Here is a 20,641-nt window from a genome sequence, read left to right on the forward strand (position 1 = left end):
TTCCGGGGCGTACGGTATGCGATCGGCCAAGGGGCGTGTTGCCGTCCGGAAGCGCCGGGGATGATCACATAACGTCACGGCATGCCGGTGAGAAACCCCGCGTCGTCGTCCGTCGGATTCCGCACTCTTACGTCCTGCGCGGCGGCGGTGATAGCGCTGTGGGGAGTCAGACAGCTCAGCGCGGTGATCGCCCCGGCGTTCCTGGCGCTCACCCTGACGATCGCCGTGAGCCCGCTGCGTGACAGGCTGAAGGGATGGGCGGCGGCCTTCGTCCCCCTCACGGTCATTCTGCTCGTGCTGTGCGCCCTCGGCGGAGCCGTGGTGGTCGCCGCGGCCAGGTTCGCCGGCCTCGTCCCGCAGTACGCCGACCAGTACCGGCGTCTGCTGTCGTCCGCGGGCAGGGTCCTGCACGACATCGGCGTCGACCGGTCCCAGATCAGGAAGGCGCTGAGCGGCGTCGACCCCGACCGCCTCGTCCAGGCGGCGCAGAGCCTGCTGTCCGGTCTCACCGGGACGGTCTCGGCGGTGCTGATCACCGTTCTGGTCCTGTACGGCATGAGCCTGGACGCGGCCGTCCTGCAGCGGGCGACGGGTGCTCTCACGACCGAACGCCCCGGCCTGGTGACCGCGTTGCGGGGATTCGCCCGTGACACCTGTGCCTACCTGATGGTCTGCACGGTCTTCGGACTGATCGTGGCGCTGCTCAACACGGCGGTCCTGGCACTGCTCGGTGTGCCGTTGCCGCTGCTGTGGGGCCTTCTGTCGTTCATCACGAACTACGTCCCCAACGTCGGTTTCATCATCGGGCTGGCTCCCCCGGCCGTGCTGGCGTTGCTGGACTCCGGGGTGGCCACGATGCTGTGGGTGATCGCGGCCTACTGCGTGCTGAACTTCCTGATCCAGTCGGTCGTCCAACCGAAGTACGCGGGGCGGTCGGCCCGCCTGTCCACCACCGTGACCATGCTCTCCCTCCTGGTGTGGACCTGGGCTCTGGGAGCCCTCGGGGCGGTTCTGGCGGTGCCGCTCAGTTCCTTCGCCCGCGCCGTACTGCTGGACGCCGACCCCACGACGGCCTGGGCCTCCCCCTTCGTCACGGGGCACGACGAGCGTTCGGGCGAGAAGCCCCGCTGACGGAGCTCTCGGCGGGGCCGGCGTCAGCCGTCCTGACGGAAGACGATCGCGACGCCCAGCGCGGCGTCGGCGGGCACGAACATCTCCTCAGGGCCGGTCCGGACGACCGGGATGTCGTTGCCGGACAGGAGCTTTTCGGTGACGGAGAGGTCGCGTACGGCCACCGCGTAGGCGACGAACGCGGGCAGGGCCGCCGGTCGCTCACCGGGCAGCAGGTCGGCGAGCGCCGATGCGGGCACGACGGTGACGTTCGCCCGGTCGAAACGCGTTACCCGACCGTGTCGCGCCCGGCCGAAGTAGCCTTCGTAGCGGCGCTCCACCTCGGGCAGCGCCGTTTCGGCCACACACAGCACGCACTCGACCAGCCCGGTCGCGCCGTTGGGGTGGTCGATGTGCCGCTGGTCCTGGGGAGTCTCGGCCGACACGTTCTGGGCGAACCCGAGCCTGCCTTCCGGCACCCGTCCCGGTGACAGCCGGAGGTCGGAGACCTCCAGGTAGCGGGCGGGTTCCATGCTGGTCCCCGTGGGGGTCTCGACGGGCCGCTGGATGTCGTGGACGCCACCGTGGCTGACACCGTCTGCCGCCAGTCGCGCGGCCACGTGGTCGATGTCGGGTGTGTCGGCGATCACGATGTGCACGCCCTGGAAGCGCTGCAGCAGGGACGCGATGCCGTCGGCGGTGGCCCGGATGGCGGCCCTCAGCCCCGCCACCCTGTCCTCGGGCACCCGCAAGGGGATGGCGCGCGCGTCGCCGGGCATCCGGCCGGTGCCGTCGATGACGGCCACCAGCTCGACGAAACCACGCGGGAAGTACACGTGGGTGTTGGCCACCCCGAACGGCTCCGCGGGGCCTCCCGGCGTGGCCGGCATGACCGGGTAGGCGGGGACGGCCACGGCGAAGCCGAGCCGCCGGTAGCGCTCCATCGCCTGCTCCAGGTCGTGCACGATGTGGCCGACGTGGTGCAGGCCGTTGATGTCATGGCCCATGGCGGGACCTCCGGGTCTTCCGGTCCGATCATTTTGATAGTCAACTATTTTTTGAGAGTACACCATCATTTGTGAGCACGATAGAATCTTCTACGTGGCTGAGATCGGACTGCGCGAACGTAAGAAGGCCAGAACCAGGGAGACGATCCTGCGTGAGGCGTTCAGGCTCTTCCGGGAGCGCGGCTACACCGTCACCACCGTCGAGCAGATAGCCGAAGCGGCCGAGATCTCCCCGGCCACCTTCTTCCGCTACTTCCCGACGAAGGAGGACCTGGTCACGCTCGACCGCTTCCCCCCTCTCGTCGAGGCGCTGGCCTCCCAACCGCCAGGCGCTCCGGTCACCGTGCTACGCGGCGCGTTCCGCACGGCGTTCGCCGCCCTGTCCGCCGAGGAGATCGCCGCGGGGCACGCGAGGGAGGTGTTCGCGGCCACCGTGCCCGAACTGCTGGTGGCCAACCTGCGGAGAAGTCCCCACCTGATCGGCGAAGTCTGCTCCATCGTGGCGGAGAAGGCCGGATGCGCCGGGGACGATCCGCGGATCCGGAACGCGGTCGGCGCCGCCTTCGGCGTGGTGGCGATGGTCTGGGTGCAGTGGGCGCGGAATTCCGGCCTTGACGGCCCGGCCGAGATCGACACGGCGCTGGCACATCTGGAGTCGGGCCTGACCCTGTGAACCGGATGCCCTAGGCCGGGTGCTCGGGGCTTTCGGCATCGGCCACCGCCACGGCCTCCCGCGGCGCGCAGCGCCTTCGGTCGCACCCGGACGATCCGTCGCGCCGTTGCCCGCGGGGGTGTTCAGGACCTTCCTCGGCGAACGCGGCGCCGTGCCCCCGGCCGTTCATACGCCGGAGGTCCGGCATGTACGGGACGGATCGGCCGCTGACCGCCACGAACAGTCCGTGCCCTCCCCTACGCGCCAGCGCCCGGCTGTACGCACCGCAGGTTTTCACGGTTACGGACGGCCAGGTCGCGCACAACATGACGTCCGCCGCGATCCACACATGCTCAAGGTGTTCGACCAGAATGACAGGATGATCTGAATGCCGATTGATTCACACCTGCTCGCCGTGTTCACGGTGACCACCGTCGTCGCGCTGATCACCCCGGGCCCGGACATGTTGTTCGTGCTGGGCTGCGGTGTGCGGGGTGGCGCCCGCGCCGGGCTGCTGGCCACGCTCGGCGTGGTCACGGGGGACGCGTTGTACATCGCCGCGGCGGCGGCCGGGCTCTCCGTGCTGCTGACGACGCTTCCCGTCGTGTTCACGGCGCTGCGGCTCGGCGGCGCCGCGTACCTGATCTACCTCGGCGTCCAGATGCTCCGCAACCTCAGGAAGGGCCAGGCCGACGATCGGACCGGCAGCGGTATGACCGGTCGGCGTGCCTTCCTCAACGGGGTGGTGTCCTCCATGGCCAACCCGCAGACGTTCACCTTCATGGTCGCTTTCCTGCCCCAGTTCATCGACCCCGGGGCGGGGCCCGTCTGGCTGCAGTTCGCCATCCTGGGCGCGATCCTGATCATCTTGGAGTTCCTGGCCGACGCGACGGTCGGCGTGCTGGCGGGGCGGATCGGCGGCTGGCTGCGCGACCGGCAGGTGGTGCGCCGCCGTCTCGACGCCGCGACCGGGACCCTGTTCATCGGCTTGGGCGTGACTCTCGCGTCTGCTCCGAACTGACCCTTCCGCGGCCAGGGCGAACGCCGGTGTGCCCGCCTTGGCCACCGGCGCGTAGCCGATGTTCAGCGCCCGGGCCGTGGGACAGGCCGCGGACCGGGATGAGGAGGCTTTGGCCGTGTGACCGGGTCCGGCGGCGGGCCTGGACACACGGCGCCAACCCGCGGGCCGACGCCTGCGGAGTCGGGATATTTCAGTTGATGCCGAAAGCCGGGCTCTGCGAGGCTCTCCCTTGATGTCCCGAGCGTAGAAACACCTCGATCACCGACAGGTGACGGCCCGGTTGAGGCCACCACCCCGTCGGCGCTGCCCGTCGTCGCAGCCGTTCGGTTCGCCGGACGCGCCGCCGACCCATGTGAGCGACGAGGGTTCCGGCGACACGGAACCCTCCTGTGATCGATGTGGGCGTCCAGGACGCCAAGAGGGACTGAGTCTTATGGAACTTCACGAGTACGCGCGGTACGACGCGATCGGGCTCCGGAAACTGATCAGGGCGGGAGAGGTCACCGCCGAAGAGGTGGAAACCGCGGCGCGCGAGGCCCTGGTCGTGGCGAACGACCAGGTGAACGGCCTGGCGCTGCCGCTGTTCACCCCGGCGCTCGAACATGACGGGACCGGGCCCCTCGCCGGGGTCCCGTTTCTCATCAAGGACCACGGGCCGGTGGCTCGGGGAATCCCGTTCTCCATGGGGAGCCGGGCCCTGCGGGGCGTCGTCGCCCGGCACGACAGCGACCTGATGACCCGTTTCCGGGCCGCGGGCCTGGTCACCCTGGGCCTGACCACCGTGCCGGAGATGGCGATCAGCTTCGCCACGGAGTCCGTCAGGTACGGGCCGACGCGCAATCCGTGGAACCTGGAGCGGGGCGTCGGCGGTTCGAGCGGTGGCGCGGCGGCCCTGGTCGCGGCCGGTGCCGTACCCGTGGCCCACGGCGGTGACGGAGCGGGGTCCATCAGGATCCCGGCCGCCTGCTGCGGCCTCGTCGGCCTCAAACCGAGCAGAGGCCGTGTCCCGTGCGGACCCGACATGGGAGAGGCGATGCTCGGGATGGTCTACGAGTTCGGGCTGACCCGGACCGTCCGCGACGCCGCTCACCTGCTGGACGCCGTTCAGGGGCCCGGCGTCGGCGACAAGTACACCGCGCCACCGCCACGGGGCCGATACGCCGACGTCCTGGGAGCGGAACCGGGGCCGCTGCGGGTGGCGGTGACCACGGCCGCCTGGTCGGGGGCCCGGGTGGATCCCCAGGTGGCGACGGCGACGCTCCTGGTCGGCCGGACACTGGAGGAGATGGGACACGCCGTCACCGACGCCCGCCCGGCCCTCGACTGGGACGACGTCCTGCACTGCGCGACGGCGACATCCGTGGCGATCGCCTCCACGCTGCTCCTGGCCCCGCGCAGCCCTGACCCGGCCAAGATGGAAGCGGTCTCCAGACGGCTTCTGGAAGTCGCGAAGGATTACAGCGCGCTGGACATGATGGCCGCCTTCGGCGCGCAGAACCGGGTGACCCGATCGGTGGGCGCCTTCTTCACCGAACACGACCTGCTCGTCACGCCCACGTTGGGCGGGCTTCCAGCCCGTCACGGCACCCTTCGCTACGACGACCCCGACCACACCCTGACGAGCTGGCTGCGATCGATCTTCGACTACGGCCCGTTCACCATGGTCTTCAACGTCTCCGGACAGCCTGCGATCAGCCTGCCGCTCGGTCAGAGCGACGACGGGCTGCCGATCGGGGTGCAGATCATCGCGCCCTACGGCCGTGAGGACCTGCTGTTGCGCATCGCGCACCAGCTGGAGCGGGCGATGCCCTGGAACCGCCGGATCCCCCGGTTCTCCATCGGAAGGCGCTGACAGTCGTGGCCGCCGTGCGAGGGCCGCCCGTGACCCAGGCCGGCGCCGCAGGGACGATCCGAGCTCTAGCTCGTGACCCGTGGCACGGCGCGCAGGTTGTAGAGGAAGCGCCCGCCCTGGAGGAAGGAGATCAACGGGTGCAGCCCTCCGTCCGGCTCGACGCCGACGAAGCGGTTGTCGCCGGCGTGGACGTAGCGGGCGGTCGTGCCGCTCTCCCCGAACTGCGCCGCGAGGCCGTGCGGGATGTCGGTGATCTCCAGCCCGTCGGCATCGGCCCTCACCTCGTAGGTGACCGACGGCGCGGAGTACCTGCCGGTGCAGACCTCCGGCAGGAACGGCACCGGGGTGTCCGGCGGCAGCACCCGCGACGGCAGGCGGATCCCGGCGGTGGCCGAGAGGATCTCCGCCAGCACCTCGTCGATGAAGGCCGAGGTGTGGCCGCCGTTCGCATGGACGGCGAGCACCAGGCCTCGGCCGGGCACGATGCGCCAGATCGCTGACTGCCCCGGGGTGCTGCCGTCGTGGCCGACCACGGCCTCGCCGTCCCAGTCGAAGAGCATCAGCCCGAGGCCCCAGGCGGCCGGGTATCGCTCCCCCAGCCGCGGCAGTGTGACCTGTGGCCTGCGCATCTCGGCGAAGGTTCCCGAGGGCAGCACCCGTGTCCCGTCGGCCGCCACGCCGTCGGCCAGCAGCATCCGCCCGAACCGCACGAGATCGCGCGGCGCGGCGCTCGGCGTGGACCCGGCCGGCGCGTTCGACTGCGGCAGCTGCCGCCGGGGTGACACCCGCAGCGGCTCGCCGACGTGCCCGACCGCGGCCCGGAACATGATCGCCTCCTCGGCGTAGAGCGCCATGTGCCGCGCTCCGAGAGGATCGATCAGCAGCTCCCGCATAGCGGCCTCCCACGTGCGCCCGCGCAGCTTGGCGACGAGGGCGCCGAGGGCGCAGTAACCGGCGTTGCAGTACGAGAACAGCTCCCCCGGCCCGCTGACCTGCCGGGCGTTGCCACGCATGAACGCGACGAACTTGGCAACCGCGTCCTCCCCGCGTCCGGTGTCCTCGAACAGGTCCCCGTCGAACCCACCGGTGTGCGACAGCAGTTGCCGCACGGTGATGCTCTCCGAGGCGGCGGCGTCCAGCACTCCGAACTCGGGAAGGTACCTTCGGACCGGCTCATCGAGGTCGACCAGCCCTTCCCCGGCGAGTTGCATCACCAGGGCGACTGTCCAGGTCTTGGTGACCGACCCGATCTGGAACAGGCTGTCGACGGTGGCCTCAACCCCGGTGTCCAGATTGACCACTCCGGTGGCCGCCTCGGCCAGCTGATCCCCCATCCCGACGGCCACCGCGGCTCCCGGTACTCCATGCCGCTCGGCGGCCCGGTCGATCCATCCCTGAAGATCCGGAAGAAGCGTCATATCGAGGACCGTACTCGCAAGCCCTTCTCCGCGGCGCCGGGCGGCGAGGGGAACGGGAGCGCCCCGCTCTGTCCACGGTGCCTTTCGCGTGTGAGCGAGGTCCCGCGGAGACCGGGATCGCCCGCCGTCCTCTCGATGCCGGTGACGGTCAGTCCGGCGACCGCCGCCGGTTCGGTGATCGCCTCACGCGGTCCGGGCCGGCTCATCGGGCCGACCGGAACCATGGAGTCCCGGACGGCTTTTACATCCTCCCGAATGCGACAAAACAGGCATGATGCCAGCCTTGTCGAGGTGACCATGTTTTGTTTCGGTGGCGAATCGGGATTTCAGACAATTCACCAGCCGCCCAGACTGAGCCCTGCCTGCCGCCACCCGGGACCGTCTCCAGCGGTCACAGGGCAGGGCTTCTCACCAGAGGAGCGACGGCAGGTACCGCATCGACATGGATTCCGAGCAGAACGGGGCAGGAGAATGCTCTTCACGGGGCGTGGACGGGCCGTAGCGGTGATCGCAGGCCACGCTCTGATCCTGGGGTCGCTCGCCGGTTGCGCCACCGGCCCCAGCGCGCCGCCCGCTCCGCTCACCCAGACCGACTACGTGGTCCTGAAACGCGCGGAACTCCTGCTCATCCGCGACTGCATGCGTGAGCAGGGCTTCTGGTACTGGGTGCCGAAGATGTGGGAGCCGTCACGGGGGTTCGGCCTCGTCCTGGACGATCCGGGCTGGGCGCGTGAGCACGGGTACGGGGGGCTCGATCAGCAGGAGGTCATGCGGGAAAAGCGAGACGACCCCAACCTCGCCTACCGCGACAGCCTGCCCGCGGCCCGTCGAGCCCGGTACACCCTCGCCATGGGCGGCGGCGACGACGTCAAAGTGCTCACCGCGCACCTGCCCGACGGAGGGACGATCAACAACGCCCTCGGTGGGTGTCAGCTGTCGAGCAACGAAAAGCTCTACGGCGACCGTGAGCGATGGTTTCCCCTGGACGCGCTCGCCTCCAACATCGCGCCGCTGTACATGCGGGCGATCACCAAGGACGCGCGCTTCACCACGGCCCTGTCCTCATGGTCGCGATGCATGCGCGGGAAAGGCCACACCTACACCACGCCAATGGAGATCCGGGCGGCTCTTCCCGGCCTGACCAAAGGGCTGGCTCCCGCCCAGGCTCATGCCGTCGAGGTGAAGCTGGCGGTGGCTGAGGCCACCTGCGCACGCGCCACCTCGCTCACCTCGACCTTGCGTGCGCTGCAAGCCGAGTACCGGCCCAAGGTGGAGGGCCCAAACGCGGCCGGTCTCCGAACCCATGCCCGGCTGCTGCGCGAGGCACTTGAGCGTGCGAAAGAGATCAACCACTCCACCCCCTGACCTCCGCGGCGCAAGGTCGCGGATCGCCCTTCAACCAGGGCTCACGAAGGAGAGAACCATGCGCAAGATCCGTCTCGCGGCTGCAGCCGTGGGTCTGGCGGTCGCCGTAGTTCCCGTGTCCTCCCCCTCCTCGGCGGCCGGTACCGCCATGGAGTCGCACTGCCTCACGATGAAGAAAATCTACGGGCAGGACGGCGATATCAACGCCTACGCGGACACCTTCTGCTACGGGGGCGAAATCGGCTACGACTCGGGTGACGACCCCAACTGGGCCGACAACTCGGGTGGGTTCCGCGACAGTGCCGGCAACAACGCCATGTCCGTCCTCAACACCGGCATACCTGGGAAGTACGAGGTCGTCGCCCTGTACGACTACGAGAACTACGACTACGCCGCCGGGTACCGATGCCTGGGTGTGGGCGACTGGGAGTCCGACCTGAGCAAGTTCAGGTTCGTCGACTCCAACGGCAACACCAAGGGCCCCATGGCTCGTCAGATCTCCTCGCATCGGTGGGTCACCCGCAGCGCCTGCTCGGCCAACAGCTGGATCGGCCTGTAACGGGCGAGCGACGCCGCCATCGGATGGCGGCTCCCACGCTGAACAATCCGGTGACGCTCACGCGAGCCGTTTCCGAATCCGTCCACGCCGGCGTTCGCCGCGCCTGCGTCGTCGCGGCCCTCGCCCGATGGGTGACGGCCACCGGCCCCACAGCGGCAGGGTCCCCCGATGAAGGACGACTTCCATCCCGGCGCCGACGGGTGAGCGCCGAGCTGGACTCCCGGCCAGGACCTTGAGCAAAGCCAGGCTCGTGCCCTGTCAAAGGCGCGAGCCTGGCGCGCACAGCCATGAGTGACCCCACCGGGGAGCTTCCCGGGCAGGACAACCCACGGCCATCGGACACATGCGACATCACCGTGACGAGAGCCTCGCGCTCGGAACTCAAGCGCCCCTCGGCCGCCACGTCCACGCCAGGACAACCTCGGCTTCCGGCAGGCCGACGTCAAGGTCGTTCGTCGCACATCGATCCTCAACGCCCTTCGTCATGACCCGGTAGTCATGAAGGTGTGCCGAGTCGCGAAGTAGATGGATTCACGTACCGGTGACGTGCGGGAACACTCCGGTCGGCTGGCCCTTCTTCGACTCAGGGAACGGTCATCAGCGGCGGCTTCCGGGAACTCCCGGCGCGCATGGCGTCCACTCCCCGTGTTCTCCGGAACGCACGCCGTGGGATGAGGGGAGGCTCACTACGTTCCCAGGGGATTGGCACCCAGGCCCTCCGCCGACACCGGCGATAAACCGAATGCGCGGAACCGGCCGGGTGGTGTTGCATACAGACGTGACCGGCGGGCCCTCGCACTTCTCCAGGAGCAGTCGACCGCACGCGGGTGCCGGTGCAACGCTGGCCACCCACCGGACGAACCCGCGACGCCCGCCGCTTCGACCCCTTCCCGCTGCTGCGCGCCCTCCCGAGCAGGCCAACGCGCCCACATCCACTCTCGCCGTAGCCGACTGCCGACTCAACGGCGACGGCTGCGGTACGGCGCTGCTTCGGGGCTATCCGGACGCGAGCGCTCTCCTTGACCGGTCCCTGACGGCACGGGACGACCACGGCCCCGGGATCCGCTATGTCCGGCCACGCTGACCTGGTCACGACGCATCAGACGTCCGGCCGGGCCAAGGGCCTGCGCCGCATACATCGACTCCAGCAGGGAGAGGCACCGAACACGTGAAGGACACCGAGATCCCGCGGGCGGTGGCCGCGGCCGTCGACACGGCCGCCGAGTACGGTCTGGGCGCCGACGACGCCGCTGTGCTGCACAACTCGAACCGGATCGTCGTCCTGCTGCGGCCCAGCGGTGTGCTCGCCCGGGTCGCGCCCCTCGCGCACCGCCTCGACTCCGAGGTCGAAATCGCCCGGCGCCTCGCCGGGACCGGCAGCCCGGTGGCGGGGCTCGATCCGAGGGCCGAGCCCCGCGTCCATGTCCGCGACGGCTTCGCCGTCACCCTCTGGACCTACCACGAGCCCACCGCCGCACCCGAGAAGCACCCGCCCGCCGCCTACGCCGACGCCCTGGCCCGGCTGCACGCCGGCCTGCGCCGTGTCGACTTCGCCGCACCACACTTCACCGACCGCGTCGCCGACGCGCTCCGGGTGGTCGAGGACCCTGCCGCCAGCCCGGACCTCGGCGCCGCGGAACGCGCCCTGCTGACCGGCACCCTCCACGGAATCAGCCACGCGATCCTGGACCGCGGCACGCGGCAACAGCTCCTGCACGGCGAGCCGCACCCCGGCAACCTGCTCGCCACCGCGGACGGGCTGCTCTTCATCGACCTGGAGACCGCCTGCCGCGGACCCGTCGAGTTCGACCTCGCGCATGCCCCGGAGGACGTCGCCGCGCACTACCCAGGCGCCGACTCCGGGCTGCTCGCCGACTGCCGGATCCTCAGCCTCGCCCTCGCGGTCTCCTGGCGTTGGGACCGCGACGACCAGCTCCCCGACGGGCGCAGAAGGGGCCGGGAGTGGCTCGCCCAGATGCAGGCCGACCTCGACCGCCGGGAGCACGCCGCCGGTGGCGGTCACTGAGCGGCGCCCTGCCTGCGCCGTCCGGTCGACGACGGCGTCTCGGTCAGGCCGCCCGCATCCTCAAGATCGGCCGCTCCACGGCCTACGAGGCGTCGGCTCAGCGCAGTACGGCCGTCAGCAGATCGGCGCCCAGCGCCGTCAGATCGGGCAGGTTGACGGTGTAACGGACGTAACGACCGTGTCGCCGGGCCGTGAGCAGACCCGCACGGCGCAGAACAGCGAGGTGGCGGGAAACCTCCGGGGGTGAGAGTTCCCAGGCGTGGGCCAGCTCACCGGTGGTGTGCGGACCACGGGCGAGAGTGCGCAGCAGCCGCAGCCGTACCGGATGCGCGAGTGCCTCCAGCCGGAGCGTCACCGTTTCCAGCGACACCGGCTCCGACGGACTCGCCTCGGCCACGGGGTACTGCACCACCGGCTGCCACCCGGGCGCGTGGACCACCACCAGGTGCGGGCGGCCGAAGACGCTGGGGAGGAAGGTGACCCCGGTGCCGTGGGCGGCGGTCGCGTTGTCCTGCAGCTTGTCCACGATGATGCAGTCGCCGTCCGGTGTCAGGGTCACGGCGCCGGAGACCGATGCGAGCGCCGCCCCGATGCCCTGGCGCTTCAGCAGGTCGTTCTTCAGGCGCAGGTCGGTGGCGAGCTGTACGGCGACGCTCGTCCAGGCGGCGTCGAAGAAGGCTTCGGCGCACTGTTCGAGGGTGTGGCGCACCCGCGCCCGCACGGCGGCCGGGTCCGCGAGCAGCCGTTCCGCGAAGGCCTCCTGGGTCGCGCCGCGGGCCTGGGCCAGGTTGAGGGCCCGCTCGCGCGCCGTCGCGTCGGCGAGCGGCGACGGTGCGGAGAAGTGGACCCGGTTGCTGCCGCACGTGGTGATGAGCGCGGCGGTGACATAGGTTTCATCGTCGATCTGGTCCACATCGTCCAGTTCCTCGGCGAGGGTGGGCCGGGGACAGGCGGGAACCAGAAAGTCGGCTCGTGAGGATCGCCAGAGGAACTCCGCCTCCCTGAGCCGCTCGGCCAGCTCCGGCCGCAGCCCGGCCCAGACGTCCCCGGCCCAGCCGGCGAGTTGCGGGTGGTGCCCGGGTTCGGCCAGCACGTGCAGCATCGCGGTCAGCTCGGCCAGCGGGGAGACAGCGAACCGCAGCCGCCCGGACGGCAGGCCGCCGATGTCGATCCTCAACGTCATCTTCTCATCATCGCTGGTCGGACGGCTGACGACCGCGCCGGTTGACGGTGTTCGTCAACCGACGTAGCCCGCCCGGCGGCCGAGCACATCGTTGACGCCATGGCAACCACCACCGAGTTTCAGCCGCGCGCCCTCGTCCGTGCCTCCGGAGGCCCCCGCTATGCCGTCGCCCTGGTCGTGGACGCGCTCGGCACCGGCTTGCTACGGCCCTTTCTGCTGCTCTACGGGGTGACGGTGCTGAGGCTGTCCGCGCCGGTCACCGGAATCGCCATGACGGCCGGTGTCGTCGTGGGCCTGGTGTGCATGCCCGTGGTCGGCCGGTGGCTTGACCGGGGCGCCCGCAGCACGGTCGTGGCGGCGTCGATGCTGGTGCGGGTGCTGGGCGTGGTGTTACTGCTGGCCGCCCCGGCGGGGCACGTCTGGCTGTTCGCGACGGCGGCGCTCTTCCTCGGCATCGGCAACCAGGCATGGCCGGCCGCCCACGCGGCCCTCGTGGCCACGGTCGCCCACGGCCGCGAACGTGACGCCGCTCTCGCGGGAGGCCGCGCCCTGCGTAACGCCGGCCTGGGCGTGGGCGCCCTCCTCGCCACCGCATGCCTGGCGGGCGGCACCGCCGCACTGCAGGCGCTGGCAGCCGTCACCGGGCTCGCCTATCTCGCCGCGGCCGCCCTGGCATGGTCGGTTCACCTGCGCACGTATCCGGCCACCCCTCCGGCCGTGGACGGGGCCGGTGAGCCCGCGCCTCGGATGCGCGCGCTGCTGGCCGCCAACGTGATCTACGTCTTCTGCCTCAACGTCCCCGAAATCGCACTCCCCCTGATCCTGGTGACGCAGCTGCACGCGTCCCCGGTGTGGTCGGCGGCCATCTTCGTGGCGAACACGGTGCTGGTGGTCAGCCTGCAGGTTCCGGTCACCGTCCTGATGTCCCGCTTCTCCCGCCGGACCGTACTGGCTCTCGCCGGTGTGGTACTCGCCGCGTCCTACCTCGGCTTTCTCGCGGCCACCTCACTGGGAAGCGGCTGGGGCGCCCCGGCGGTCGCCACGGTGTCCGTGGTCTGCACCATCGGCGAGATCATCTACGCCGGTAGCGCCACCGCGCTCGTCACCGCCCTCGCTCCGGCCCATCTCCTGGGACGAGCCCTCGCCCGTTTCCAGCTCTCCACGGGCTTCGGCCTCGCGGTCTCTCCGGCGGTCATCACCGCTCTCGCCACCCGAGGCTCGGCCGCCCTCTGGGGCGGCCTCGCCGCCGCGACGCTCCTTTCCGCCTCCGCCGTCGCCACCGAGAAGGATCAAGGAACGCGGCTCAGCGATCGCTGACGCCGGGCACGAGCAGGCTCGTGAGCTCGGCGACCGCCTCGGAAGCGCGTCAAGAGAGCTTCCCTGCCGTGTCGCTTAGGTGAAGATGGCGTGATGATCGCTCCCTCCGGGCCACGTTCCGCCGCCGAGATTCGCGACTACCTGACTGACCGGCTCAATTCGGCGCTTCGCCGTCCCGGGATGTTCGGCGGGGAGACGGCTCTGCTGCCACTGCTCGACCACCTCGTCTACGCCGAGAACCAAGACGATGCCTGGGAGCAGGAGCGCCGGGCGATGGAGTCTCTAGGTGCCTTCACCTCGATCGGTGTGACGGGAGCGTTCAGGACCCTGCTACCGAACAGTGAAGAACACGGCCCGGCCTCGGCCTACGCGGAGTTCGCCCACGTTCACGGATGGCTGCGAGCGGACCGGGTACTCACGGCCGAGGAACATGAGTCCGTACGTCAGGAATCACGCACCTGGGTTGGACAAGACCGCCTGTTCAGCGAGGTAGTGGAGACCTTCGGCCCGCCTTCGGTGCTCTTCGGCGGCAGCAACCCCTTCTACGGGAAGACTCTGGGCTACCTGACCGAGCAGGTGAACGAACCGATGATCTTCTTCCATCTCTGGAACGGGACCGACCCGGACGCCCCGTCGACCTGGCCGCCGCTCCACAGTGAGCCCGTCCTCCTCGCCGTCCGCCACGGGAGAGGACGGTTCAGAGACACTTTCATCTTCAGCCCGGAGGGGAGGAAACGCCGTCCTGTCACCGAATGACGTTGGTCAGGTCGGCGCTCTCCTGCCCCGCGGGCGATACCGGGGCGCGGGAGTCAGATCGGGGACCGTCACCGTACGGGCGGCGCACGGGCTGTCCCGGCAAGGCCGGGACCCTTCTCTCTGGTGCCCAGCCTGGGGTGCCCCCGAAATACGGCAGAAACGGGCCGGGGGCTTGATCGCTGATCGTTAGGATCTTGGCGTTCCGGCTGCTTAGTGGTGGGTCGGCCATTCATGGGAGGCGCGAGCGGGCGGCTGCCGGCGATCGGCGTGAACGTCCGTGATGACTTCGGCGGGAGGACTGGCGCGGCTTGGCACGCGCAGTGACAAAAGGACTGCCGGTGCGGTGGTCAGGGGGCGGTTCATCGGCCGGAGAACTCCGCCGACACTGGGCGAGCGGACTACTTCTCGGTCGCGCCGGCCTCCCCGATGATGGATTCCTGGTAGATCTCCGCGTAGGTGGGAGAGCCCTTGATCAGGTCGTCGCAGAACGCGGCGACGTCACTGCCGATGAGCTCCAGGACCCCCTTGCCCGCGGCGGCGCCTTCCTCGAAGAAGTCGACGATCCCGGGGAGCAGGGGCCCGTCGGGCAGATCGACCGGCCCGACTTTGAACAGGTACTTCTGCATCTCCTTGTAGACGATCTGGTAGTCGGGCGGGAGCGCCTTGACGCGTGCCGTGTGCGCCCGCCACTGCTTCTTGCCCTCGATGATGTCTTGGATTCCCACGTCAGCCTCCCAGCCGGCTCAGTTTTCTTGCGACGTTCCCGTTCAACTGCTCGCGCCACCGGTCGCGATAGGTGCGAGCCTCTTCCCCGCCGGTCAGCGCCGCGCAGAAGCCTGCGATGTCGTCGCCGAGCACCTCCTGGGCACTCTGCCCGTCCGCCGCCGTCTCCTCCAGCAGCCCCAGCGCGGCGTCGAAGATCGGTGTCAGGTTGCGGCCGGTGAAGCTTCCGTAGGGGAACAGCTGCCCTTTGATCTGCTCCCACGCCGCCCGGTGGTCGTCCGGCAGGGCCTTGGCCCGGGCTTCGAACGTCTTCCATTCCCGGGTGAGATCGCTGCCTGTGACGGTCTCCCAGAAGTTCATCTCCGGCCCTCCTTGAGGCTGTTGATACGTGATGAGACGTATTGCCATCTCGCCCAGAACTTTGCGAGTTCCTCGCGTCCGGCGTCGTTGAGCGTGTAGAACTTGCGCGGCGGACCGACCTCGGAGGGCCGTTTCGTCACCTGGACGAGCTCGTTCCGCTCCAACCGCAGCAGGATGGTGTACACCGTCCCCTCGACGACGTCGGCGAAGCCGAGTTCGTTCAGCCGGCGCGTGATGGCGTACCCGTAGGCCTCCTCGCCACCGATGATCTCTAGCACGCAGCCCTCAAGTGTGCCTTTGAGCATCTCCGTCATCTGCTTGTCCATGGACCCCCTTCGGCTACTCGGTGCTACTGACTACCGGTACAAAGTAGCACCGAGTACCGCTATTCAGCAACACCGAGCAGCTGAGAACGCGAGCGCGCAAGGGCGGGTGGGCGGCCGTCCAACACTGGGTGCCGGGGAAACGGGTAGGCCCCCGCGGAGGCTGGGTGTGGGAATTGGCGGTAGCGACCTGGGGTTTCTTTGCCCGTCAGTGCTCCGCGATGGCCCGGACTCCCACAGTTCCGGCCAGTCGCCACTCAGTTGATCAGTGGGTACGGCGACGGACGCCAGGACCCCGGCGACCCTTCTCGGCCACCTTCGGCACAGCCGGCCCGGCGCTGGGGGCGAAACGCCGTCAGTGGCGGTGGCCTGGAAGGCGTTGGAGCCCTGTCGCTGGACGCTCACCGACGATGGAGCGCCCAACCGCGGGCCGTACCTGCCGTTGGGCTTGGCCTTGTTGAAGTCCGAGGAGAGGTGGCCGGTGCCGTTGCCGACGGGTACCTCCACCGTGATCACCGCGAACGCCCATCACCCCGCTCCTGCCTCGTTTGCGGCCACGGTGTACGACAAGCTCAACAAGGGCCGGTCGCTGATGGTCTGCGACGGCGATCAGGCCGAGCTCGGCTACGAGCTGAGGCAGGTTCATCAAGGCCTTGCCGAAGGGCGCTGCCGAAGGTCTGCCGGCGCCGAGGGAGACGGGCGGTGGCCGCAACCGCACCAGACCGGCGTCCTCACTCGCCGACCGGCTCATCGTCGCGCCCCGGCCGTAGGGCGCCCGCGCGCACGGCGGCGAGCGTGACGCGCACCGCCTGGTCGGCGATCGTCTCGTCGACGGGTTCGGCGGTGATGAGCAGGCGCAGGTAGATCGGCGCGGCCAGGGTCTTCAGCACCTCGGCGGGATCGGTGTCCCCGGGAAGCTGGCCGCGCTCGATGGCACGTCTCAGCACCGGCTCAGCCCTGGCCAGCCGGTCGTCGAACACCTGCCGGCGGGCTGCGGTGATCTCCGGAAGGTGGGCCGCCCCCGTGAACATGGCGGCCAGGATGGCCTGCCCGGCCGGGCTGGTGAACGCCTGGACGATCGAGCGCGCCAGCGCCCGCAGGTCAGTCTCGATCGCGCCGGTGTCGGGCACGGGGATGTCCGTCGCCATGTGTTCGGCCAGAGCGTCGATGAGCAGGCTCTCGCGATCTTTCCACCGGCGGTACACCGTCGTCTTGTGGACCCCGGCGCGCTGGGCGACGTTCTCGACGGTCAACGCGGCGTAGCCCTTGTCGACGAGCTCGGCGAGGGTGGCGGCGTGGACGGCGACGCGTACTTTGGCGCCGCGGCCGACCGGCCGGGCAGGGGGTTGACCAGACCGCATTGCAACTCCAAGTTGCGATGTGTTGGCCCCATTCCTCTGAGGTGGCACATCATGCACAGCCCTCCCGCCTGGACCTTCAACGACATCCCCGACCAGACCGGTCGTGTCGTGGTGTTGACCGGAGCCAACAGCGGTATCGGCTACATCACCGCCCGCGAACTGGCCCGCCACGGCGCGCAGGTCGTCCTGGCCTGCCGCGACCCCGAACGGGGCCGGCTCGCGCTGACCCGCATGCAAGGCGAGGTGCCTGGCGCCCGCCTGGAACTGCGCCGGGTGGACCTGGGCAGCCTGGCCTCCATCCGTGAGTTCGCCTCCGGGTGGGACCGTGGACGGCTCGATCTGCTGGTGAATAACGCCGGGGTGGCGATGGTGCCGTATGCCCGGACCGCCGACGGGTTCGAGTCGCAGTTCGGCGTCAACCATCTGGGCACCTTCGCCCTGACCGGCCTACTGCTGCCGCGCCTGCTCGCCGCGCCCGACCCGCGGGTGATAACCGTCAGCAGCGAAGGCCAGCGCTTCGCCCGCTTCGACCTGCGCAACCTCAACGCCGAGCGCAGATATCGCACGGCGTTCGCCTACGTGCAGTCCAAGCGGGCCAACCTCTACTTCGCCATGGAGCTGCAGCGCCGGGCCGACGCCGCCGGGCTGCGGCTGCGCAGCATGGCCGTCGCCCCCGGGCTCACCCGCACCAACGTGCTCACCGGCGGCGCCAACAGCGACAGAGGACGACTGTACGCGACCCTCACGCGCCTGGTGGTGCGCGCGGCCTTCCGCCCGACGCCGGAAGGGGCGAAGACCTCGCTGTACGCGGCGACGGTACCGGACCTGTCCGGCGGCAGCTACATCGTTCCCGACGGGCCACTGCAACTGCGCGGCGAGCCCGTACGCCGCACCCGCGAACGCGCCATCCGCGACACCGATACGGCCACACACCTGTGGCAACTGTCCGAACGCCTGACCGGAGTCACCTACGCCTTACCGGCGCGTACGGCGGCTGGCCTGCACTAGCGTTCATCGCCCACGAGCTGAGGAACCATGCCCATAGATCCGCGCCGGGCCCTTGGGCTTGTTCGAGCTCGCGCAGGCCCGGCACCCTGACGGATCACCGGCCCGGCCGGTACGCGGCTACGGGGCCGACGTCGGGCTTCTCCTCCATTGGTCGAGGTGGGCGTTGATGAACTCGCCTATTGATATGGGCTCGTGCCCGGTGATCTGCTTCACGGCTGGGGAGAGCTGGCTGAAACCGCCGTGTCGGACGCGGTGGTAGAGGTCGTCGAGGATGCCCGCCATCCAGGGGTCGAGGCCGTCGAGGGTTTCCCGCGGGGACGGGTCCTCGGCGCGGATCCGGTGGCCGAGACGCGCGGAGAGCTCCCGCGCGACGTTCGCGACGGGAACCGGATCCGGACCGGTGATCGTGTGCGCTCGGCCGTGGTGATCCTCCGGCGCGCGGAGCGCGGCCACAGCGACGTCGGCGATGTCGCGTGCGTCCACCCACGCGATCGGGGCACCGCCCGAGGGCAGGCTCAGGACACGGTCGTCCCGGATGGCGTCGCGGTAGAACCGAGAGTCGGTCAGGACCTGGTGGAACCAGGACGGACGGAGCAGGGTCCAGGAAGCAGCCCGAGTGACGACCGCGTCCTCGACCCGGCGCGCCCAGTGGTCCGGCGAGAGGGTTTCGGCTCCCTGCTCGGACAGCAGGACGACATGCGCGTCCGGGTTCACCTCGACCAGATCGGCGACGAGTTCGGGGGCGGTGGGATAGTCGGGGCGCATCAGGTAGATCGCGTCCACGGCCGCGGCCGCCTCGCGCCAGGTCGCCCGGTCGTGCCAGTCGAAACGGACCGGATCGGTTCTGGTGTCTGACGTCCTGGCGGGCTGCGACGACCCAGCGTGGACGAGGATCCCGAAACGGCGCAGCCGGGCGGCCACCTCGCGTCCTGTCTTGCCTCGGGCTCCAGTCACCAGCACCGTGCGGATCATGCCTGCTCCTGGAGCCGGACGACGGCCTTACCGATCGTGGGCGCCCCACTGCGCAGCAGGCCCAGCAGGGCTTCGGGCATCCGTTCGATGCCGTCCACCACCGTCTGCCGGTGGACGATCTCGCCCGAGCGTACCCAGGAACCCACCTCGGCGCGGAAGGCGGGCATCTGGTCCTGATGGTCGGTGACCAGGAAGCCGCGCGCGGTCACCCGCTTGGTGACCAACTGGTAGAGGTTCCGCAGGCCGTATGGCTCCCGGCCGTCGTACTGGCTGGCCATCCCGCACAGGGCCAGCCGGGCACCGACCCGGAGATGGTCGATCGCGGCCTCCAACTGGGCGCCGCCAACGTTGTCGAAGACCACGTCGATGCCGTCCGGGGCGGCCTGTGCAAGGTGCTCACCAACCGCACCGTCGTTGTAGTCGAAGGCGGTGTCGAAACCGAGGTCATCGACCAGATGGCGCACCTTGGCGGACGATCCCGCGCTGCCGATCACCTGCTTGGCTCCCCGCAGCCGGGCGATCTGACCGGCGATGCTCCCGACTGCCCCGGCCGCTCCCGTGACGAACACCGTGTCGCCGGGTCGCACCGACGCCACTTGGGTGATGCCCAGCCATGCGGTCAGGCCCGTCGCGCCGAGCACGCCGAGATAGGTTTCGGCGGGCAGATCGTCGGTGTCGATGGGTACGACCCCGGCCGCATCGATCACGGTGGCCTCGCGCAGGCCCAGGAAGTGCTCAACCACCTGGCCCGGCTTGACACCGTCCGCACGGGACTCGACGACCACGCCGATCGCTCCTCCCTCCAGTGGCGCCCTCAGCGGGAATGGCGGGATGTAGGACGGGCGGTCGTCCATCCGGCCACGCATGTACGGGTCCACCGACAGGTGCGTGTTACGAACCAGGACCTGACCGGGCCGTAATTCGGGAATCTCGGTTTCGACCAGCGCGAAGTCGTCGGCCGACACCTGCCCTTGCGGCCGTCGCGCCAGGTGCCACTCCCGGGCCCGTCCCTTGCTGGTGACCATCATCAGAATGCCCCCGTAGATACTTGAGCTAATCAAGTATCTACCTTGGCACATATACTTGAGTCCATCAAGTTCTTGGTAGAATCGGCTCCATGGCTGCACCTTCGGGGCCCGTCGCCGCGTCGACCGATGCCGAACGGGCGATGTTCGACTTCGTCGATGCCTACGACCGCGCATACGAAACCGCCGCCCTGGAGCACGGGCTGAGCGTGGCGCAGGCCTGTGTGCTCGGGCGGCTCACCCGGCAGATCGGGATGCGGGAACTGGCCGACGAACTCAACTGCGACGCGTCCAATATCACCCAGATCATCAGCAGGCTTGAGGCTCGCGATCTCGTCCACCGTCGACCTCACCCCGGCGACGGCCGCTCCCGGCAGATCGTCCGGACCCCCGATGGAGCCGCCCTCTACGCCGCCTTCGAGGAGTCCTTCGAATTCGCCCGGTCCGCCACCGCCAACCTCAGCGCCCGCGAACAAGACCAACTGGCCACCCTGCTCCGCAAGGCCCTCAACGGAACACGGGAGCCGAACAGCTGACCCTTCGGGGCGTGGTAAGCGGTCCGACCTGGCAGGAGGCGCGATGGAGCAGTTCCACATGGGCGAT

At 69.6% G+C, this 20,641-nt stretch carries 20 protein-coding genes; 11 read left to right on the forward strand and 9 right to left on the reverse strand.

Features of this window, described 5'->3' with window-relative positions; translation table 11 throughout:
• Positions 1 to 81: 81 nt before the first annotated feature.
• Entirely contained in the window at positions 82 to 1,131 is a 1,050-nt protein-coding gene (locus ACIBVQ_RS35035) for an AI-2E family transporter (protein ID WP_399182865.1), read from the forward strand.
• Between the two features lie 23 nt (positions 1,132 to 1,154).
• Here ACIBVQ_RS35035 and ACIBVQ_RS35040 read toward each other — a convergent pair whose 3' ends face one another.
• Entirely contained in the window at positions 1,155 to 2,117 is a 963-nt protein-coding gene (locus ACIBVQ_RS35040) for a VOC family protein (RefSeq protein WP_399182867.1), read from the reverse strand.
• Between the two features lie 94 nt (positions 2,118 to 2,211).
• On the opposite strand from ACIBVQ_RS35040, the gene ACIBVQ_RS35045 reads away from it, so the two are divergent.
• From ACIBVQ_RS35045 to ACIBVQ_RS35055, 3 genes are all read left to right on the forward strand, one after another.
• Positions 2,212 to 2,790: a TetR family transcriptional regulator gene (locus ACIBVQ_RS35045; protein WP_352012215.1), complete on the forward strand. Its 579-nt coding sequence runs from the start codon at positions 2,212 to 2,214 to the stop codon at positions 2,788 to 2,790.
• A 367-nt stretch (positions 2,791 to 3,157) separates the two neighbouring features.
• Entirely contained in the window at positions 3,158 to 3,790 is a 633-nt protein-coding gene (locus ACIBVQ_RS35050; protein ID WP_399182870.1) for a LysE family translocator, read from the forward strand.
• A gap of 433 nt (positions 3,791 to 4,223) precedes the next feature.
• Positions 4,224 to 5,642, forward strand: a complete 1,419-nt coding sequence (locus ACIBVQ_RS35055) for an amidase (RefSeq protein WP_399182872.1) — start codon at positions 4,224 to 4,226, stop codon at positions 5,640 to 5,642.
• Between the two features lie 65 nt (positions 5,643 to 5,707).
• On the opposite strand, the gene ACIBVQ_RS35060 is transcribed toward ACIBVQ_RS35055, so the two are convergent.
• A complete protein-coding gene (locus tag ACIBVQ_RS35060) occupies positions 5,708 to 7,060 on the reverse strand; it encodes a serine hydrolase domain-containing protein (protein ID WP_399182874.1) in 1,353 nt (450 codons plus the stop codon).
• A gap of 504 nt (positions 7,061 to 7,564) precedes the next feature.
• Between ACIBVQ_RS35060 and ACIBVQ_RS35065 the strand changes: the two genes are divergently transcribed.
• The 3 genes from ACIBVQ_RS35065 (at position 7,565) to ACIBVQ_RS35075 (ending at position 11,010) form a co-directional block, all read left to right on the forward strand.
• Positions 7,565 to 8,425 carry a hypothetical protein gene (locus tag ACIBVQ_RS35065; protein ID WP_399182876.1) on the forward strand — a complete coding sequence of 287 codons (861 nt, stop codon included), beginning with the start codon at positions 7,565 to 7,567 and terminating at the stop codon, positions 8,423 to 8,425.
• Positions 8,426 to 8,483: 58 nt separating this feature from the next.
• Positions 8,484 to 8,984: a hypothetical protein gene (locus tag ACIBVQ_RS35070; protein WP_399182878.1), complete on the forward strand. Its 501-nt coding sequence runs from the start codon at positions 8,484 to 8,486 to the stop codon at positions 8,982 to 8,984.
• A 1,168-nt stretch (positions 8,985 to 10,152) separates the two neighbouring features.
• Positions 10,153 to 11,010, forward strand: a complete 858-nt coding sequence (locus tag ACIBVQ_RS35075) for a phosphotransferase (RefSeq protein ID WP_399182880.1) — start codon at positions 10,153 to 10,155, stop codon at positions 11,008 to 11,010.
• Positions 11,011 to 11,107: 97 nt separating this feature from the next.
• Here ACIBVQ_RS35075 and ACIBVQ_RS35080 read toward each other — a convergent pair whose 3' ends face one another.
• Positions 11,108 to 12,193, reverse strand: a complete 1,086-nt coding sequence (locus ACIBVQ_RS35080) for a DUF5937 family protein (protein WP_399182882.1) — start codon at positions 12,191 to 12,193, stop codon at positions 11,108 to 11,110.
• A gap of 99 nt (positions 12,194 to 12,292) precedes the next feature.
• Here ACIBVQ_RS35080 and ACIBVQ_RS35085 point away from each other — a divergent pair, with 99 nt between their 5' ends.
• Together ACIBVQ_RS35085 and ACIBVQ_RS35090 are read left to right on the forward strand one after the other, a co-directional pair.
• On the forward strand, positions 12,293 to 13,510 hold the full coding sequence (locus ACIBVQ_RS35085) for an MFS transporter (RefSeq protein WP_352012207.1): 1,218 nt from the start codon (positions 12,293 to 12,295) through the stop codon (positions 13,508 to 13,510).
• Positions 13,511 to 13,603: 93 nt separating this feature from the next.
• Positions 13,604 to 14,266: a hypothetical protein gene (locus ACIBVQ_RS35090; RefSeq protein ID WP_399182990.1), complete on the forward strand. Its 663-nt coding sequence runs from the start codon at positions 13,604 to 13,606 to the stop codon at positions 14,264 to 14,266.
• Between the two features lie 398 nt (positions 14,267 to 14,664).
• On the opposite strand, the gene ACIBVQ_RS35095 is transcribed toward ACIBVQ_RS35090, so the two are convergent.
• The 4 genes from ACIBVQ_RS35095 to ACIBVQ_RS35110 form a co-directional block, all read right to left on the reverse strand.
• On the reverse strand, positions 14,665 to 14,991 hold the full coding sequence (locus ACIBVQ_RS35095) for a DUF1048 domain-containing protein (protein WP_399182884.1): 327 nt from the start codon (positions 14,989 to 14,991) through the stop codon (positions 14,665 to 14,667).
• A gap of 1 nt (position 14,992) precedes the next feature.
• Positions 14,993 to 15,349, reverse strand: a complete 357-nt coding sequence (locus ACIBVQ_RS35100) for a DUF1048 domain-containing protein (RefSeq protein WP_399182886.1) — start codon at positions 15,347 to 15,349, stop codon at positions 14,993 to 14,995.
• Entirely contained in the window at positions 15,346 to 15,675 is a 330-nt protein-coding gene (locus tag ACIBVQ_RS35105; protein WP_352012203.1) for a PadR family transcriptional regulator, read from the reverse strand. The genes ACIBVQ_RS35100 and ACIBVQ_RS35105 overlap by 4 nt, the downstream gene beginning before the upstream one ends.
• Positions 15,676 to 16,403: 728 nt before the next feature.
• Positions 16,404 to 17,033 carry a TetR/AcrR family transcriptional regulator gene (locus ACIBVQ_RS35110; RefSeq protein ID WP_399182889.1) on the reverse strand — a complete coding sequence of 210 codons (630 nt, stop codon included), beginning with the start codon at positions 17,031 to 17,033 and terminating at the stop codon, positions 16,404 to 16,406.
• Positions 17,034 to 17,084: 51 nt separating this feature from the next.
• Between ACIBVQ_RS35110 and ACIBVQ_RS35115 the strand changes: the two genes are divergently transcribed.
• Complete coding sequence (locus ACIBVQ_RS35115) at positions 17,085 to 18,041, forward strand: oxidoreductase (protein WP_399182891.1); 957 nt, start codon at positions 17,085 to 17,087, stop codon at positions 18,039 to 18,041.
• Positions 18,042 to 18,158: 117 nt separating this feature from the next.
• Here ACIBVQ_RS35115 and ACIBVQ_RS35120 read toward each other — a convergent pair whose 3' ends face one another.
• Both ACIBVQ_RS35120 and ACIBVQ_RS35125 read right to left on the reverse strand, forming a co-directional pair.
• A complete protein-coding gene (locus tag ACIBVQ_RS35120; protein ID WP_399182893.1) occupies positions 18,159 to 19,013 on the reverse strand; it encodes an NAD-dependent epimerase/dehydratase family protein in 855 nt (284 codons plus the stop codon).
• The gene (locus ACIBVQ_RS35125; protein WP_399182895.1) at positions 19,010 to 20,041 is read right to left on the reverse strand and encodes an NADP-dependent oxidoreductase; all 1,032 of its coding nucleotides are present in this window, start codon (positions 20,039 to 20,041) and stop codon (positions 19,010 to 19,012) included. Before ACIBVQ_RS35125 ends, ACIBVQ_RS35120 begins: the two co-directional genes overlap by 4 nt.
• 89 nt (positions 20,042 to 20,130) lie before the next feature.
• On the opposite strand from ACIBVQ_RS35125, the gene ACIBVQ_RS35130 reads away from it, so the two are divergent.
• A complete protein-coding gene (locus tag ACIBVQ_RS35130) occupies positions 20,131 to 20,574 on the forward strand; it encodes a MarR family transcriptional regulator (protein WP_362912929.1) in 444 nt (147 codons plus the stop codon).
• The last annotated feature ends 67 nt before the right edge of the window (positions 20,575 to 20,641 follow it).

Origin of the sequence: Streptosporangium sp. NPDC049376, assembly GCF_044466505.1 — a bacterium.
Taxonomy (GTDB): domain Bacteria; phylum Actinomycetota; class Actinomycetes; order Streptosporangiales; family Streptosporangiaceae; genus Streptosporangium.